This is a genomic window from Streptomyces sp. NPDC028289, from assembly GCF_055565975.1.
Map to the genome: position 1 here is coordinate 577,323 of NZ_JBVHTI010000004.1, position 14,267 is coordinate 591,589.

Annotated in this window: 11 protein-coding genes; all 11 read right to left on the reverse strand. The window is 73.0% G+C overall.

Going from position 1 to position 14,267, the window contains the following annotated elements:
- Nucleotides 1-237 precede the first annotated feature (237 nt).
- The 11 genes from ACZ4UV_RS22605 to ACZ4UV_RS22655 all read right to left on the reverse strand — a co-directional run bounded on the left by ACZ4UV_RS22605 (nt 238) and on the right by ACZ4UV_RS22655 (nt 14,254).
- Nucleotides 238-642, reverse strand: coding sequence for a hypothetical protein (locus tag ACZ4UV_RS22605; RefSeq protein WP_467840119.1), 405 nt, complete (start codon nt 640-642; stop codon nt 238-240).
- 245 nt (nt 643-887) lie between these two features.
- Nucleotides 888-3,014, reverse strand: coding sequence for a golvesin C-terminal-like domain-containing protein (locus ACZ4UV_RS22610; protein ID WP_467840122.1), 2,127 nt, complete (start codon nt 3,012-3,014; stop codon nt 888-890).
- A 67-nt stretch (nt 3,015-3,081) separates the two neighbouring features.
- Nucleotides 3,082-4,146, reverse strand: a complete 1,065-nt coding sequence (locus tag ACZ4UV_RS22615) for a dihydrodipicolinate synthase family protein (protein ID WP_451016522.1) — start codon at nt 4,144-4,146, stop codon at nt 3,082-3,084.
- Nucleotides 4,146-5,759 (reverse strand): FAD-dependent oxidoreductase, encoded by a 1,614-nt coding sequence (locus ACZ4UV_RS22620; RefSeq protein ID WP_467840126.1) that lies wholly within the window; start codon nt 5,757-5,759, stop codon nt 4,146-4,148. Before ACZ4UV_RS22620 ends, ACZ4UV_RS22615 begins: the two co-directional genes overlap by 1 nt.
- Nucleotides 5,756-7,888: an MGH1-like glycoside hydrolase domain-containing protein gene (locus ACZ4UV_RS22625; protein WP_467840129.1), complete on the reverse strand. Its 2,133-nt coding sequence runs from the start codon at nt 7,886-7,888 to the stop codon at nt 5,756-5,758. Before ACZ4UV_RS22625 ends, ACZ4UV_RS22620 begins: the two co-directional genes overlap by 4 nt.
- Nucleotides 7,881-8,708, reverse strand: a complete 828-nt coding sequence (locus ACZ4UV_RS22630) for an ATP-binding cassette domain-containing protein (protein WP_467840132.1) — start codon at nt 8,706-8,708, stop codon at nt 7,881-7,883. Before ACZ4UV_RS22630 ends, ACZ4UV_RS22625 begins: the two co-directional genes overlap by 8 nt.
- Entirely contained in the window at nt 8,705-9,736 is a 1,032-nt protein-coding gene (locus ACZ4UV_RS22635; RefSeq protein WP_451016526.1) for an ABC transporter ATP-binding protein, read from the reverse strand. Before ACZ4UV_RS22635 ends, ACZ4UV_RS22630 begins: the two co-directional genes overlap by 4 nt.
- A complete protein-coding gene (locus ACZ4UV_RS22640; RefSeq protein WP_451016527.1) occupies nt 9,733-11,274 on the reverse strand; it encodes an ABC transporter substrate-binding protein in 1,542 nt (513 codons plus the stop codon). The genes ACZ4UV_RS22635 and ACZ4UV_RS22640 overlap by 4 nt, the downstream gene beginning before the upstream one ends.
- A gap of 69 nt (nt 11,275-11,343) precedes the next feature.
- Complete coding sequence (locus tag ACZ4UV_RS22645) at nt 11,344-12,222, reverse strand: ABC transporter permease (RefSeq protein WP_467840136.1); 879 nt, start codon at nt 12,220-12,222, stop codon at nt 11,344-11,346.
- On the reverse strand, nt 12,222-13,148 hold the full coding sequence (locus tag ACZ4UV_RS22650) for an ABC transporter permease (RefSeq protein WP_451016529.1): 927 nt from the start codon (nt 13,146-13,148) through the stop codon (nt 12,222-12,224). The genes ACZ4UV_RS22645 and ACZ4UV_RS22650 overlap by 1 nt, the downstream gene beginning before the upstream one ends.
- Nucleotides 13,145-14,254: a LacI family DNA-binding transcriptional regulator gene (locus ACZ4UV_RS22655; protein ID WP_467840139.1), complete on the reverse strand. Its 1,110-nt coding sequence runs from the start codon at nt 14,252-14,254 to the stop codon at nt 13,145-13,147. Before ACZ4UV_RS22655 ends, ACZ4UV_RS22650 begins: the two co-directional genes overlap by 4 nt.
- Between the last annotated feature and the right edge of the window lie 13 nt (nt 14,255-14,267).

Below are 14,267 nucleotides of genomic sequence, written 5' to 3' on the forward strand. Positions count from 1 at the left end.
CGCTGTGCTCCAGCCTTTCGCGGGCCGCCGGGGCGCACGAGGGAGCGCCCTCCCGCATCCGGGGTGTAGCCGGCTACACCAACCCGTCCGCGCACCGGAGCCACCGCTGCCCCGCCGCTCCGGGCCCACGGACAGCCCGAAGGGACCGCCCGCATGCGGGCGGTCCCTTCGGGTCGGCGTCACAGCGGGACGGACGGCCGCCCCTGCCGTGGGGCGTGCCGCCGGTCGTGCTGTCGGTCAGGACCAGGGCTGGTCGGCTGCCTCGGGACGGGACCGCTTCGGGCCGCGGTAGCTCGCGACCAGGCCGCCTGCAGCGCCCAGGGAGACCAGGCCCATGAACGCGGCGCCCATGATCCCCTTCACCCCGTCCATGGCGACGTACATGGCGACGGCGGTGGCCCCGTTGAAGAGGAAGAGGAACCAGAGCGTGCCCCGCCGTGCCAGGAACGCCTTGATCTTCGGCTTCTTCGCGATGCGCGACCCCGTCAGGAGCGAGACGCCGATGCCGACGTAGGTGGCGAGGTCCTTCCGGGTGCCGTCGAGGACGGCACCGGAAGCGGAACTCGCGGCGAGTCCGCCGACGAAGCACGACCACAGCAGCAGATCGGAGACGAACGCCTTCACACGGGCGAGCGGGTGCATGGAACTGTCCTTCGGTAGGCGGATGCGAGGGGCTGATCCGATCGGCGGTCCGTTGCGACCTCGGCCGATCTCCCGCATCCACGATTCCGGCGTCCGCTCTCCGGCACGAGGAAGCCCACTCCCGGGTCCGTGGTGCAGCGGGCTACACCACGCGCCCGGCACGGGCGTCACCACGAAGCAGAGCCGATCATCAGGCGAGCCGCAGTCCCGCGGAGCACCCGGGGCCCACTCCCCCCCGGGGGGGGTCAGCCCTGCGGGCCCAGCAGGCGGATCGCGTCCGCGGCCACCACGCCGTCGGCGTCGTTGGTCAGTTCGACCGACGTGCCGAGGCCCGCCTGGAGCCGGAACTCGCCGAGCGGGACCCAGGTGCCGCCGCGCGGATCGGTGGTGCCCGCGACCCGCTGGTCGATGCGTACGGTCGTGGTGGTGCCGTCCGCGTGGACGACGCTGTACGGGGCGTTGCTCGCCCGGTCGGCGGCCGGGGGGTAGGACGTCTGGATCTCGTACACACCGTCCTGGGGCACCGCCGGCTGCCACCGCACCTGTCGCTCGCCCGAACCGGCGGGCGCCGTACGGTAGTTCCCCGACCAGAAGCCGGGGTCCGCCGTCGCGGTCGGCCAGCTGCCGCTGACGACGGCGAAGCCCAGCCGGTCGTTGTCCACGACCACCTCGGCGCGTACGTCGGCGGAGCCCGGCGCCTCGATCAGGCTGAGCGAGTCCAGGCCGAGCCGGGTGCCGCCGCCCCGGCCGGGTGCCGTCACCGCGCAGCGCAGGGTGTGCCGTCCGGCGCGCAGCCGGGTGGTCCCGAGGTGGGCCAGGTCGAAGCCGTCGGCCGTCTGCGCCGTGGTGTCGATGGCGTGGGCGGGGAGCCCGGTGCCGTCCGCCGTGACGGTGGCCAGGGCGCCGTCCGCCGAGCGGTAGTGGCGCAGGAGCAGCTCGTAGTCGCCGGTGCGCGGCGCCCGGAAGGCGAACTCCACGGCGTCGCCGACCTGTTCGGGGGTGAGGACCAGCCGCTCGCCACCGCGCGCGAGGGGATCCGTGACGGTCTGCACGGTGCCGCCGGTGACCTCGCGGTCCGCTTCGGCCAACGGGACGACTGACTCCCGGTGGTGGGGGCCACGGCGCAGGCTGTCGCGGCCCCGGGTCAGCCATTCGAGCGAGAAACAGCAGACGTCGACCCGCTGCGGGACACCCGCCATGTCACCGTCGCAGCCGTAGAGCAGCACGATCGTGCCGTCGGACAGCCGGGCGAGATCCGAGTAGAACGAGCGGTTCTCGTTGACGACCCGCTGGTACCGGTACGAGAAGCCCTCGTCGTAGCTGACCGCCACCGTCATGTTGTACCTGACGGGCGAGTCGGGACGGCTGAACAGTACCCGCCCGGGCTGCCGGCTGCCCGGGCCGCCGGTGTAGCGCAGCAGGCCTGCGTCCACCGCGTTGAACGAGCCGGTGCTGCCGTCGAGCGCCGGCTGCGACCAGGTCGTGCCGTCGTCCGTGCTGACGGAGACGATGCGCTGGTTCTCACCGCCCGACGCGAAGCGGCCGTTGACGAGCACGGAGCCGTCGGAGCGCTGCACCGTCCGCGCCTCGTTGACGGGGTACGCGACCTGTACGGGCACCTCGCCGGTCGCCTGCCAGGTGGCGCCGTGGTCGTCGCTGTAGATCGGCGCGACGCCGTAGTACCGCTGGGCCACCGTGTTGCCGACGATCACCCTGCGGTGCAGGCAGTTGAGCAGCAGACGGCCGGAGCGCAGCTGGATCCCGTGGCCCGGACCGGGGCCGTGCAGCGCCCAGTTGTAGGGGAAGCCGTCGAACAGGCCCGCCAGGCTGCGTGGTTCGCCCCAGGTCCGGCCGCTGTCCCGGCTGGAGATCACATGGAGCTCGCCGGAGTCGCCCGAGCAGGAGGTGTTCTGCGGGAGTCGGAGCGAGAGCATGTAGAAGAGGAAGACCTCCCGGGTCCGGCGGTCCACGACCAGCGCCGGGTTGCCCCAGGACTCGCCGTCGACGGAGGCGACCAGGGTACGGCTCGCCTCCCAGGTCCGGCCGCCGTCGGTGCTGCGGCGCAGCAGCAGGTCACGCGGACCGGCGTCGCACACCTCGTGGCGGCCCTCGGTCACGGCCAGGACCGTGTCGTCGGGCAGCACGGCGAGCGCGTGGACGTGGTAGCTCACCAACGGGCCGGCGACGGAGTCCCAGAGGGTCTGCTCCTCGAAGAAGGCACCGTGCCGGTCGGGTTCGGACGTGCGGTCGGCTGCCTGTGCCGTGGATCCGAGGGCCACGGGCCCCAGTGCGGCGGTGGCCGTGGCGCCGACGACGCCCAGCGCGAAGGATCTGCGGTTCATGGCGGTGCGGTTCGGTCCGTCGTCGGACATGGGGCCACCCCTTTCGGGCGGAACGGAGGGAGTACGGACGGGAGAGGGCACCGGTGCGGACTAGGGATCAGGCGCGTACGAGGTGCGCGTCGAGGGGGGCGAGCAGGTCGTGCAGTGCCTTCCGCTCCCCCTCGGAGCACGGTGTGAAGGGCGCGGCGGCATACGGCGGGCACAGTCCGCGTCCGGCCAGGACGGCCTTCACCGCCGGGACCCCGGGGCGTACGGTGTGCAACGCCAGTACCTCGTCGAGCAGTTGCTGCGCGCGCCGCGCGTCTTCGTGCCGGCCGTCGCGGTGGGCCCGGACGAGCTCGACGGTCACCGCGGGCGCCACGTTGGCCACCCCGAGGACGACTCCGTCGGCCCCGAGCCGCAGCGCGTCGAGTGCCTGTCGCTCCGCGCCCTGGCTGACCCCGAAGTCGTCGCGCCGACGGGCCGCCGCGAGAGCGTGGCCGAACAGTGCGGGGTCGCCCGAGCTGTCCTTGATGCCCACCAGGTGCGGGAGGGCGGTCAGTTCGTCGAGCAGGGTGGGGGTCAGCGGGTTCCCGTAGCGGGGCGCGTGGTAGGCGACGACGGGAACGCCGAGGCCGGCGAAGGCTGTGTAGTGGGTGACGATCTCGTCGTGCCGGTGGTGGAAGTAGATCGGCGGGCTGAGCACCAGCGCGTCCGGCGCGGCGGGGCGCACGGCCGCCGCCCGCGCCAGCGCCTCGGCGGTTCCGGCGGCCGTGGCGTTCACCAACACCGGCCCGCCGTCGGTGAGTTCGCGCCAGCGCTCGGCCACCGCGACGGCGAACCCGCCCAGTTCCGCCGTGGGCAGCAGCGGCCCTTCGCCGTTGCTGCCGAAGAGCATGAGGCCGCGGGCGCCGGCTGCCGCGAGCGCGCGGAGCAGGGCGTCGGCGGCCGGGGCCGAGGGGTGTCCGGGGTGGTCCATCGGGGTGACCAGAGGGACGATGACGCCGGCCAGCAGGGCGCGTCCGTCGGTCCGCCCCCTCTCGTCGACGACCGAGTGCTCGGCTGCGGGTGCCGTCAGGGGTCGTCGTTCGAGTGCGACCGCGTCGTGGCTGGTCGCGCCCCGCGGCGGAGCCGCACACTGATGCAGCCCCGCGCCCCTTCGGGGCGCTTCGCCACCACCCATCAGTACCCCTTGACCTCGGGCCAGGCCAGTTCCACCCCGGCACGCGTGAGTTCGTCCTGGAAGCGGCGCAGCTCCTCGCCGTCCTCGTACACCTGCTCGACGTCCAGTCGGTTGTCGAGGCAGTACGCGGCCAGCGCCCCTGCCGCCTCGCCGATGTTCCACTCGACGGGGTGCAGCCGGTAGCAGCCGTTGGTGATGTGGGTGGTGCCGATGTTCTTGCACACCGGCAGCAGGTTCCGCATCCGCACGGGCAGCAGGGCGCCCAGCGGGATCTGGAAGGGGCTGCTGGCCACGTCGATGTAGGTGTCGCCGCCGGTGGAGGGATGCAGGTCGATCCGGTACATCCCGATGCCGACCGAGTCCGGGTAGCGCACCGCGCCGTGGTCGCCGCGCACGGCGAGGGACAGGTCCTGTTCGACGATCCGGCGCCGGGCGACGATCCGGCGTGACTCCCGGATGTACGGCGCCTTGGCCAGCCCGTCGGCCGTGCCCAGCACGTCGCCGCGGAGCCGCAGGCCGGGCCAGCCGGTGCCGCCGTCCGGACGGGAGGCCTCGGTCTGCAGCCAGTAGAGCATGCTGAGGCTCAGCTCGCGGGCCCCGGCCAGGTGCCGGTCCCGTTCCTTGTCGTCCACTCCGATCAGCGGGCCCGGCAGGTAGTCGATCATGGGCCAGTTGACGATGGTCACGTCGCTCGCGGCGAACCCCTGCGGGTACAGCTTCCGGGAGAACACCCGGCGGAACTCCCACAGTTCCTTGTCGCCCGCGTCCTTGCTCTGGTCGGCGACGACCGGCCCCGAGTCGGCGTTCGGGGTGAAGCCGCGCGGCACGGTCTGCAGCGTCCTCGGGTCGGGCGCGCTCAGGCTCAGCAGCCGGTTCGGCCACTGCGGCGGGCGGTAGGCGGCCCAGCGGTCGTAGCCGGCCGGCCTGTCGACGGTGTGGTCCTCTCCGGCCACGTGGTCGACGGCGAACACCCATGAGAACGCCTGCATGTTGGCCGGCTGGGCCGCGTCGGGTGCGCTCGGCTCCCCGGTGTCCCGCCGCGACTCGAAGCCCGTCACGTGCTCGGTGCCGGTCAGCGGCAGCAGGTCGCCGAGTTCCGTGGCGTCCAGGACGTAGGGCGCCGGCACCTCGACCCGCGTGCCGTCCGGGCCTTCGACGACCACGGACCGTACCCGGTCGCCGTCCACGGAAGCGGCAACCGGCCGGTGCCGGTACAGGATCCGCAGCCGCCCGGCGGCCACGTACGGCGCGACCATGGCCGCCAGGACGGCGGCGCCGACCCGCGGTTCGTGGCACAGCGGGCTCACCCGGCCCTCGCCCGGGTTGAGATACCGGCGCCGCCTGGCCTCCTCGGTGAGCGGGTACCAGGTCCGGTAGTGCTCGCGGACCGCCTCGCGCAGCGCGCGGTAGGTGCGGGTGGCGCCGAACTGCTCGATCCAGGCGTGCTCGTCGGGCGGTACGCCCTGGCTGGTGAGCTGACCGCCGATCCAGTCGGTCTCCTCGGTGAGCAGGACCGACCGCCCCCGGTCGAGGGCGGCCAGCGCCGCGGCCACCCCGCCGAGTCCCCCGCCGACGACGAGGATGTCCGTGGCCGCCGACGTCGGCGCGCTCATACACCGCTCCCTTCCTGTACGTCCCCCGCACCGTCCGGACCGAAGGCGAAGCTCCGAGGCGCGCTCCGTACGGCCACCGGCACGGGCGGGCCGCCGCCCGGCGGGGTGACGAGCAGGTCGCCGACGCCCTCGGCGGTCCCGGTGACACGGTCACGGGTCCACTGGTAGTCCCGTACGACGACGCCGGGCGCCAGGTCCAGCAGGGCACGTCCTTCGAGGTGGACGGTGAGCCGGTCGGCCGCCCGGACGTCGAGGCGGCCGTCGCCCAGGGGCAGGTTGCACAGTTCGGCAGGCTCGCCCGGGTGGGCGAACCGCCAGCCGTCCGGCCGTGCGTCGGCCAGTTCGCCGAAGGCGAGATACGCCAGCAGCCCGCCCCAGGCCATCAACCCGTCCGACCTCTTCCGAAGGTTCGTCAGGTTCTCGCCGTCGACGGCCGGATAGTTCTCCCGGACGTGGCCGTGCTCGTGCCACTCGTGGAGGAACAGCCGCAGCAGGTCCCCCACCACCGGCCGGCTCAGCCCGGTCAGCCCGTACCTCCGCAGCCCGCGTACGGCGAGATAGGCCATCGGCGCCCAGATCCGGCCGCGCCAGTACGTCGCGGCGAACCCTGGGTCGTTGCGGGCCACGCTGGGCAAGGGCCGTACTCCGCCCAGCACTTCGGGCCTCAGCAGATCCGCCGCCGCCTTCGCCGCACGGCCTGGGTCCGGCAACCCGCCCAGCAGCGCGTACAGCATCGTCGGCGAGACGTGCGGATCATGCGTACCCGTGGAGGTGAGGTTACGGTAGCCGCCGCGCTCGTCGTCCCACAGCAGTCGGTCGGCTACCGTCCGGGCCGCGGCGGCCTCGGCGCGCAACCGGTCGGCCGGCGCGCGCTTCCCGAGGAGGCCGGCGATGTCCGCCAGCGCCTCGGCGTCGGCGATGTGCAGGGCGTTCAGGCCGACGTCGGCGAGGTCCATGGTGCGGGTCGCCGGGTCGTACCGGACCTCGTCGTACATCGGCGAATCGTCCAGGCCCGACTCGCGTCTGGCCCGGTCCAGGGTCGCCGACGCCGCGTCGCCCGCGACCGGGTCGGAGCCCCAGGCGAGCAGCCCGTGCGGTCCGCGGCGGGCCCGGGGCCACCAGTCGTGCCAGGCCAGCAGTGCCGGGAAGGTGGTGTCGAGCAGCGCCGTGTCGCGGGTCCCGGGCGAGAGACCGCCCGCCAGATACGCCTGATACACCGTCAGCGCGCCGACCGGGGGCTGTGAGCGGTCGTCGGTGCGGCCCCTGTCGTCCGAGACCCGGTTCGGGATCATGCCGGCCTCGTCCGCGTACGGGAGGATCTGTTCGAAGACGCCGCGCGCGTAGTCCCGGTCGACGGCCGAGGCGGTGAGACCGGTGAAGAACGTGTCCCAGGCGTGCAGCGCCCAGGTGCCGTAGAAGCCCCTGCGTTCGGCGCAGACGAAGTCCCGTGAGGTGGGGGTCAGGACGCGGCCGATGTCCGGGGCGTAGACGGTGTTCCAGGTGACGGCCCGGGTCAGGGCGTCGGCGGCGTCGCCCAGCCAGCCGGTGGAACGAAGCGAGGTACGTTCCGCGCTGAGTGCCGCTTCATGTCGTCTGTCGGGTGCGGCTTCGCTGTGGCTGGTCGCACAGTTCCCCGCGCCCCTTCGGGGCGCGAACCTTACTTCCACGGCACCGTCGAACGCCAGTACCAGCGCATCCTCCGGGCCCTCGATTCTGCGGGTCGGTGCCGAAGTGGTGACCGTCCAGCGGATGCCGCCCGCGCGGACGGTGGCGGCCAGGTCCGTCTGCTGCTCGATGCCGTCCAAGCCCTCCACGGACAGCACGATCACCCCCGTGCTCTCGGCCAGAGCATCCAGTACATCCCCGGGGCCGCCCGCGAGCTCCAGCCGCAGCCGGTGGCCCGCCGCCCGTACCGTCACCTCGGCGTAGCTGCCGTCCACGGTGTGCGGGCCGAGCCGGTCGAGGCCGTCGCGCCAGGTGAAGCCGTCGAGCACCGGGCCTTCGGGGCCGAGGACGCCGAACCGCACGCGCGGCCCGTCCGGCAGCCGGTTCATGCCGGTGTGCGTGCGGACGTCCCAGGTGTTCCAGCCGGTGGGTACCGGGGTCACGGCACGCCGCCTCTCACTCATACGACCGCCTCGCCGTCGGCGGCGCCGTCCCCGGCACCGAGTCGTCCAGGTCCAGGGCCGCGTCCAGCAGCGCCTGCGTGTACGCGTGACGCGGTGCGGTCAGGACCTCGCCGGTCCGGCCCTCCTCCACGATCACGCCCCGGCGCATCACCGCCACCCGGTCGGCTATCTGGTGCACCACTCCCAGGTCGTGCGAGATGAACAGCAGCGCGAGCCGGTGCCGGCCGCGCAGGTCGGCCAGCAGCCGCAGGATCTGGGCCTGCACCGAGACGTCGAGCGCCGACACCGCCTCGTCGCACACCAGCAGCCGGGGCCGTACCGCCAGCGCTCTGGCGATGCTGACCCGCTGGCACTGGCCGCCCGACAGGTCCCCCGCGCGCCGTGCCGCCACCTCGGGATCGAGCCCCATGTCGGCGAGGAGCCGGTGCAGCGCCTCGGTGCGGTCGCCCTCGGGTGCGGTGACGGGGTGGGTGCTCCAGACCTCGGCGATGATCGAGGCGACCGTCATGCGCGGGTTCAGCGAGGACCGCGGGTCCTGGAACACCATCTGCACCGCACGCTGCAGTTCGGGCGGCCGGCGCCCCGCGCGGCCGAGCGGCCGTCCCTCGAAGGTGACGGCCCCGGCGCCGGGCCGCAGGAGTCCGGCCACGCACCGGGCGACGGTCGTCTTGCCGGAGCCCGACTCGCCGACCAGCCCGAGCGTCTCCTCGGGCGCCACCGACAGGCTCACCCCGTCCACGGCGACCTGACCGCTCCGCCGCCCTCCGTAACGGACGCGCAGGTCACGCACGTCCAGGAGGGCGCGCTCGCTCGTGCTCACGGCTGCGGCACCTCCTCCGCGAAGTGGCAGGCGCTCAAGCGGCCGGGCGCCACTTCCCGTACCTCCGGCCGTTCGGCGCGGCAGCGGGCGCGGGCCAGTGGGCAGCGCGGGTGGAAGGCGCAGCCGGCCGCCCGGTTCGCGGGGGTCGCCGGGGCCCCGGGCAGCGGGTCGGCCAGTGCGGTGCGGGTCCGGACGGCGGGCACGCTGCGCACCAGGGCGGCGGTGTACGGGTGGAAGGGCCGACGCAGGACGTCACGGGCGGGCCCGCGTTCGCAGACCCGTCCGGCGTACATCACCACCACCTCTTCGCCGACGTGCGACACGACCCGCAGGTCGTGGCTGACCAGCAGCATCGCCAGGCCGTCCGCCGCCTGGACGGCGGCCAGCAGCCGCAGGATCCGGGCCTGCACGGTGAGGTCGAGCGCCGTCGTGGGCTCGTCGGCGAGCAGCAGCGCGGGGTTCCCGGCCAGCGCCATGGCGATCATGGCGCGCTGGCGCAGACCTCCGGAGAGTTCGTGCGGGTAGGCGCGCATCCGGCGCTCCGGCTCCGGCACGCCGACCCGGTCGAGGAGTTCGACGACCCGGCGGTGCACCTCGGCACGCGGCAGCCGGTCGCGGCGCGGTATCTCGCCGACCTGACGGCCGATCCGCTGGGTCGGGTTGAGGGCGGCGAGCGGGTCCTGGAAGATCATGGCGATCTCCCGGCCGCGTACCGCGCGGCGCCGTGCCGGGTCGGCGGCGAGCAGGTCCTCCCCGTGCCACAGCAGCCGGCCGGCCAGCGTGGCGCCCTCGGGCGGCAGGCCCAGGATCGCCTGGGCGGTCATGGTCTTCCCGCTGCCGGACTCGCCGATCAGCCCCACGGTGGTGGCCCGCGGCACGTCGAAGGAGACGCCGTCCAGCACGCGGGTCCGGGTGCCGCGCGGGCCGGGAAGTTCCACCACCAGGTCCTCGATGCGCAGGACCGGTCCGTCCGTCGTGGCCACCGCCTTCCCGGCCCCGTGTTCGCGTGCGGTTCCGGCGGGGGTCACGAGCCGCCGGTCCGTACGCCGGCGAAGTCCGGCAGCCCGCTGGCGTCGGGGACGAAGCCCTTCAGGTCGCTGTTCCAGGCGTAGGCGATGCTCACGGACATCGGGTACATGCCGACCGCGTCCTGCCAGATGATCCGACTGGCCTGACCGTAGAGGCCGGTGCGCTGCGCCTTGTCGGCCGTGGCGCCGGCCGCCGCGAGCAGACCGTCCAGCCTCTTGTTGCAGTAGCCCATGCGCTTGGCCGCGCAGGTGTAGAGACGGCCCAGGTTGCTGGCCGCGTCGTAGCTGGGGGTGGCCAGCTGCTGGAAGTTGATGTCCCACCTGAGCGCGAGCAGGTCCTCCGTGAAGACGGCCTGCTCCTTCTCCAGCGGTTCCACCTGCACGCCGACCTTCTGCAGGTCCGAGACGACGGCCTGGATGAAGGGCTTGAACTCGTCGTTGGCGAACTGCAGCCGGAGTTTCTTCGAGAAGTCGAACCCGGCGGCGGTGAGGGCCGCCTTGGCGGCTGCCGGGTCGTGGGCGACGGCGGGCTGCGTCACGTGGCCGAGGACGACGCTCGTGACGGGTGCGTCGGCGGCCTTGCCGGTGTCGGGATAGAGCTTGTCGATGATGGTGCCGAAGTCGACGGCCTGCCAGATGGCCCGGCGGACCTTCGCGTCCTTGAGGGCGGGGATCGAGGAGTTGAACCACATGGTGAACTCGGCGCTGCTCGGCACGGTCTGCACGGTGAGGCCCTTCTGGCCTTTCAGCGAGGCGAGTTGGTCGTCGGGGATGCCCCAGACGACGTCGACCTCGCCGGTGCGCAGTGCGGTCATGCGGGCCGCGAGTTCGGGGATGTTCCGGATGGTGACCTTGCCGAGCGTGGGCTTCGTGCCGCGGTACTTCTTGTTGGGCACCAGGACCAGCGATCCGCTCGGGGTGAACGCGTCGACGCTGAACGGCCCCGACCCGACCGGGTGGTTGAAGAAGGCGGTGTCGTCCTCGCCGACGCCCGACGGGAGGACGTAGAAGGTGCCGAGCTTGCCGGGGACCGACGCGTCGGGCGCCGGGCTGTGCAGGACCACCTCGGTGGCGGAGACCTTGGTCATCGTGTCGCCCGGGAAGTTGCCCGCGTTGGGGCCGTTCAGGCCGATCATCCGCCGGAAGGAGGCGACCACGTCGTCGGCGTCGAGGGCGGAGCCGTCGGAGAAGCTGACGCCGGAGCGCAGCGTGAACGTCCAGGCGGTGACGGACTTGTCGGGCTTCCAGGACGCCGCGAGGTCGCCTTCGAGGGTGCCGTCCGCGGCGGGTTTCACGAGTCTGCTGAAGATCTCCTGAGCGGCCAGCTGGGTGCCCGTGGAGGCGCCCTGGGCCCCGTGCGGGTCCAGGCTCTCGATCGGATAGGTGCCGGCGACCGTCACGTCCGTCGAGGCGGAACCGCCCCCGTTGTCGTCGCCGCCGGTGGTCGTCGAGCAGGCGGCGAGGAGCGCCGCGCCCGCCGTGGCGGTGGTGGCGAGCCGGATCAGCCGGCTCCGCCCGTGCTCACGCGTCCTGGTCATGATGGTGCTCCTCTCGATCGAGGGTCGGTCGGAGTCAGCCGGTGGGTGAGGCGCTGTACCTGGTGTGTTTCAGTCGGAGCGGCCACGCCCGTAGCGGGCGGTGAGCTGGTCGCCGAGGATGCCCACGTTGACGATCAGGAGGGACAGGGCGATGCCCGGCAGGGTGGAGATCCACCACTGCGTTTCGAGGTACTCCTTGCCGTTGGCGATGGTCTGCCCCCACGACACCGTCGAGAGGGGCAGCCCGATGCCGAGGAAGCTGAGCCCCGCCTCCGCCAGCACCACCAGAGCGAACTCGAGCGTGGCGAGGGCGACGATCGGTCCGGCCGTGAACGGGAGCACGTGCCGGGCGAGGACGGTCCGGCCGGGCACTCCGAGCACCCGGGCGGCGTCGACCCACGGCCGTTCCCTGAGGGAGAGCGCGATGCCCCGGGTGACGCGGGCGAAGCCGATCCAGCCGGTCGCCGAGAGCGCGACGACGACCAGCAGGACACTGCGTTCGAAGGCGCCCGCGATCACGATCGCCAGCAGGATCGCGGGGAACGCCAGCAGGACGTCGAAGATCCGGGCGAGTACGGCGTCGGCGACGCCGCGGAAGTAGCCGGCGACCGCACCGAGGAGGCCCCCGACGAGGCAGGACAGCGCGACCGTGGACACGCCGATGAGCACCGCCGTCCGGGCCCCGTAGACGATCTGGGCGAACATGTCGCGGCCGAGTCCGTCGGTGCCGAGCCAGGCCGTGCCCCCGGTGGACACCTTGGAGCCGGGGGCGAGCAGCCGGTCGTCCAGGGAGGTGCGCACCGGGTCGTAGTGGATCAGCAGGGGCCCGACGACGGCCACCAGCAGGTAGCAGCCCACGACCACGGCGGGGACCCGGGACAGGAGCGGGCGCCGGGCCTGCCGCGGAGTCGTCGTCGGCTGCTCGACGGCGACGGTGAGGTCGGCCATCAGACGGCTCCCGTCCGGATCCGCGGATCCAGCTGGGCGATGAGCAGATCGGCCATCAGGTTGAGCACGACGACGATGCCGGCGATGAGCAGGGTCGCGCCCTGTACGACCGTGTAGTCGCGGTTGGCGACCGCCTCCACCACCAGCGATCCGAGGCCGGGCCAGGCGAACACGTTCTCGACGATCACGGCGCCGCCGACCAGGGCCCCGACCTGGACGCCCACCACGGTCACCACCGGGATCAGCGAGTTGCGCAGGGCGTGGCCGAACAGCACCTGACGCTCGGTCAGCCCCTTGGCGCGCGCGGTCCGGATGTAGCTCTCGCCCATCGTCTCCGCGACGCTGGTCCGGGTCAGCCGGGCGATGATCGCGACGAACGGGAAGGAGAGGGTGACGGCGGGCAGCACCAGGTGCTGGGGGGTGCCGACCCCGGAACTGGGCAGCAGGCGCAGGGTGAGGGCGAAGACCAGGACCAGCATGATGCCGATCCAGAACGTCGGGAACGACTGGAGGGCGATCGTGCAGGCCGAGACCATCCGGTCCACCAGGCTGCCCGGCCGCGCCCCGGCCAGCATGCCGAGCGTCAGCCCCACGATCACCGCGATCACGGTGGCCGTCACGGTGAGGTCGACGGTGGCGGGCAGCCGGTCGAGGACCGCGCCCATCGCGGACCTGCCGAGCCAGTGCGACTGGCCGAAGTCGAGCCGGCAGACGTCGCCGAGGTAGCTGAGGTACTGCGCGCCGAGCGGCCGGTCGAGACCGAGCGAAGAGCGCAGCTGGTCGATCTGGCTCCGGGTGGCGTCCGGGCCGAGCAGTACCGTCGCGGGGTCGCCGGGTGCGGCCCGGACGATGAGGAAGATCAGTGAGGCGGCGCCCCACATCACGAAGACTCCGATGAGCAGCCGGTGCACGATCATCCGGATCATGTCCTCGGCCTCCTGCCGGCGGTACGACCCGTGGGTACCGGGCCGATCGAGTCGCCCGGTACGAAGGCGCAGGGCACCGTGAGCTGCCGCGGCTCGGGGGTCTCCTGGTCGAGCAGCTCGATCAGCACCCGTACGGCTTCCCCCGCCATCCGGGCCCGGGGCAGCGAGAACCGCGTCCAGTTCCGGGAGTCGGGTGTCCAGGACGGCGGATCGCCCAGCAGGGCCAGCGAGCAGTCCTCCGGGAACCGGACCCGTTCCGTGCCGGCCATCGTCGCCAGCGCCCCGGTGAGCCGGTCGTCCTCCGTCGGCTCGACCAGCAGCGCGGTGATCCCGAGTCCGTCGGCCCACCCCGCCAGCCGGTCGACCGTCAGGTCCGCCGGATCGGCCAGGCTCCGGATCAGCGCCTCGTCCACGGCGATCCCGGCGTCGGCCAGCCCGCGCCGGTATCCCTCCTCGCGGTCCCTGGTGGGCTCGCTGTCCTCCGGGGCCCGCAGATACAGGATCCGCCGGTGGCCGAGCCGCGCCAGCTCCGCGACGAGTTCCGCGGTCGCCGAGACGTAGTCGGCGGCCACGTAGGAGAGTTCGCCGTCGTCCACCTCGCGGCGTCCGACGAAGACGAACGGGAAGTCCTCCCGGACCAGCGCGGACAGCTCCTCGCGGCGGACGTTCCGGCCGAGCAGGACACAACCGTCCGCGATCTTCAGCCGGTTGGTGCCACCGGCGTAGATGGACCGCTCGGCCGTCGCCGTGCTGGACGCACCGCCGCCGGAGCAGAACAGCAGCAGGTCGTAGCCCTGCCGTGCCGTCTCCTCCTCCACGCCGAGCAGGAACGGGTAGTAGAAGTCGCGTTGGTCGGTCGGGAACACCGACTCGAAGGTGTAGAGCCCGAGCAGCCGGTTCCGGCCGCCCTTCAGGCTGCGCGCGGCGACGTTGGCCGTATAGCCGAGTTCCTCGGCCGCCGCCAGCACGGCCCGGCGGGTCGGTTCCGCGATCTGCGCACTCGCCGCGCCTCCGCTGATCACCAGCGACACCGTCGCCTGGGAGACTCCGGCACGCCGGGCGATGTCCCGTTGGGTGGTGCGTCTACGTCGTTCGGGAGGTGCCATGAGCGCTCCCACT

Bases quoted from the DNA above. Each gene is read 5' to 3' on its own strand.
- ACZ4UV_RS22605 (WP_467840119.1), bottom strand. From the start codon at position 642: ATGCACCCGCTCGCCCGTGTGAAGGCGTTCGTCTCCGATCTGCTGCTG.
- ACZ4UV_RS22610 (WP_467840122.1), bottom strand. From the start codon at position 3,014: ATGTCCGACGACGGACCGAACCGCACCGCCATGAACCGCAGATCCTTC.
- ACZ4UV_RS22615 (WP_451016522.1), bottom strand. From the start codon at position 4,146: ATGGGTGGTGGCGAAGCGCCCCGAAGGGGCGCGGGGCTGCATCAGTGT.
- ACZ4UV_RS22620 (WP_467840126.1), bottom strand. From the start codon at position 5,759: ATGAGCGCGCCGACGTCGGCGGCCACGGACATCCTCGTCGTCGGCGGG.
- ACZ4UV_RS22625 (WP_467840129.1), bottom strand. From the start codon at position 7,888: ATGAGTGAGAGGCGGCGTGCCGTGACCCCGGTACCCACCGGCTGGAAC.
- ACZ4UV_RS22640 (WP_451016527.1), bottom strand. From the start codon at position 11,274: ATGACCAGGACGCGTGAGCACGGGCGGAGCCGGCTGATCCGGCTCGCC.
- ACZ4UV_RS22645 (WP_467840136.1), bottom strand. From the start codon at position 12,222: ATGGCCGACCTCACCGTCGCCGTCGAGCAGCCGACGACGACTCCGCGG.
- ACZ4UV_RS22650 (WP_451016529.1), bottom strand. From the start codon at position 13,148: ATGATCCGGATGATCGTGCACCGGCTGCTCATCGGAGTCTTCGTGATG.
- ACZ4UV_RS22655 (WP_467840139.1), bottom strand. From the start codon at position 14,254: ATGGCACCTCCCGAACGACGTAGACGCACCACCCAACGGGACATCGCC.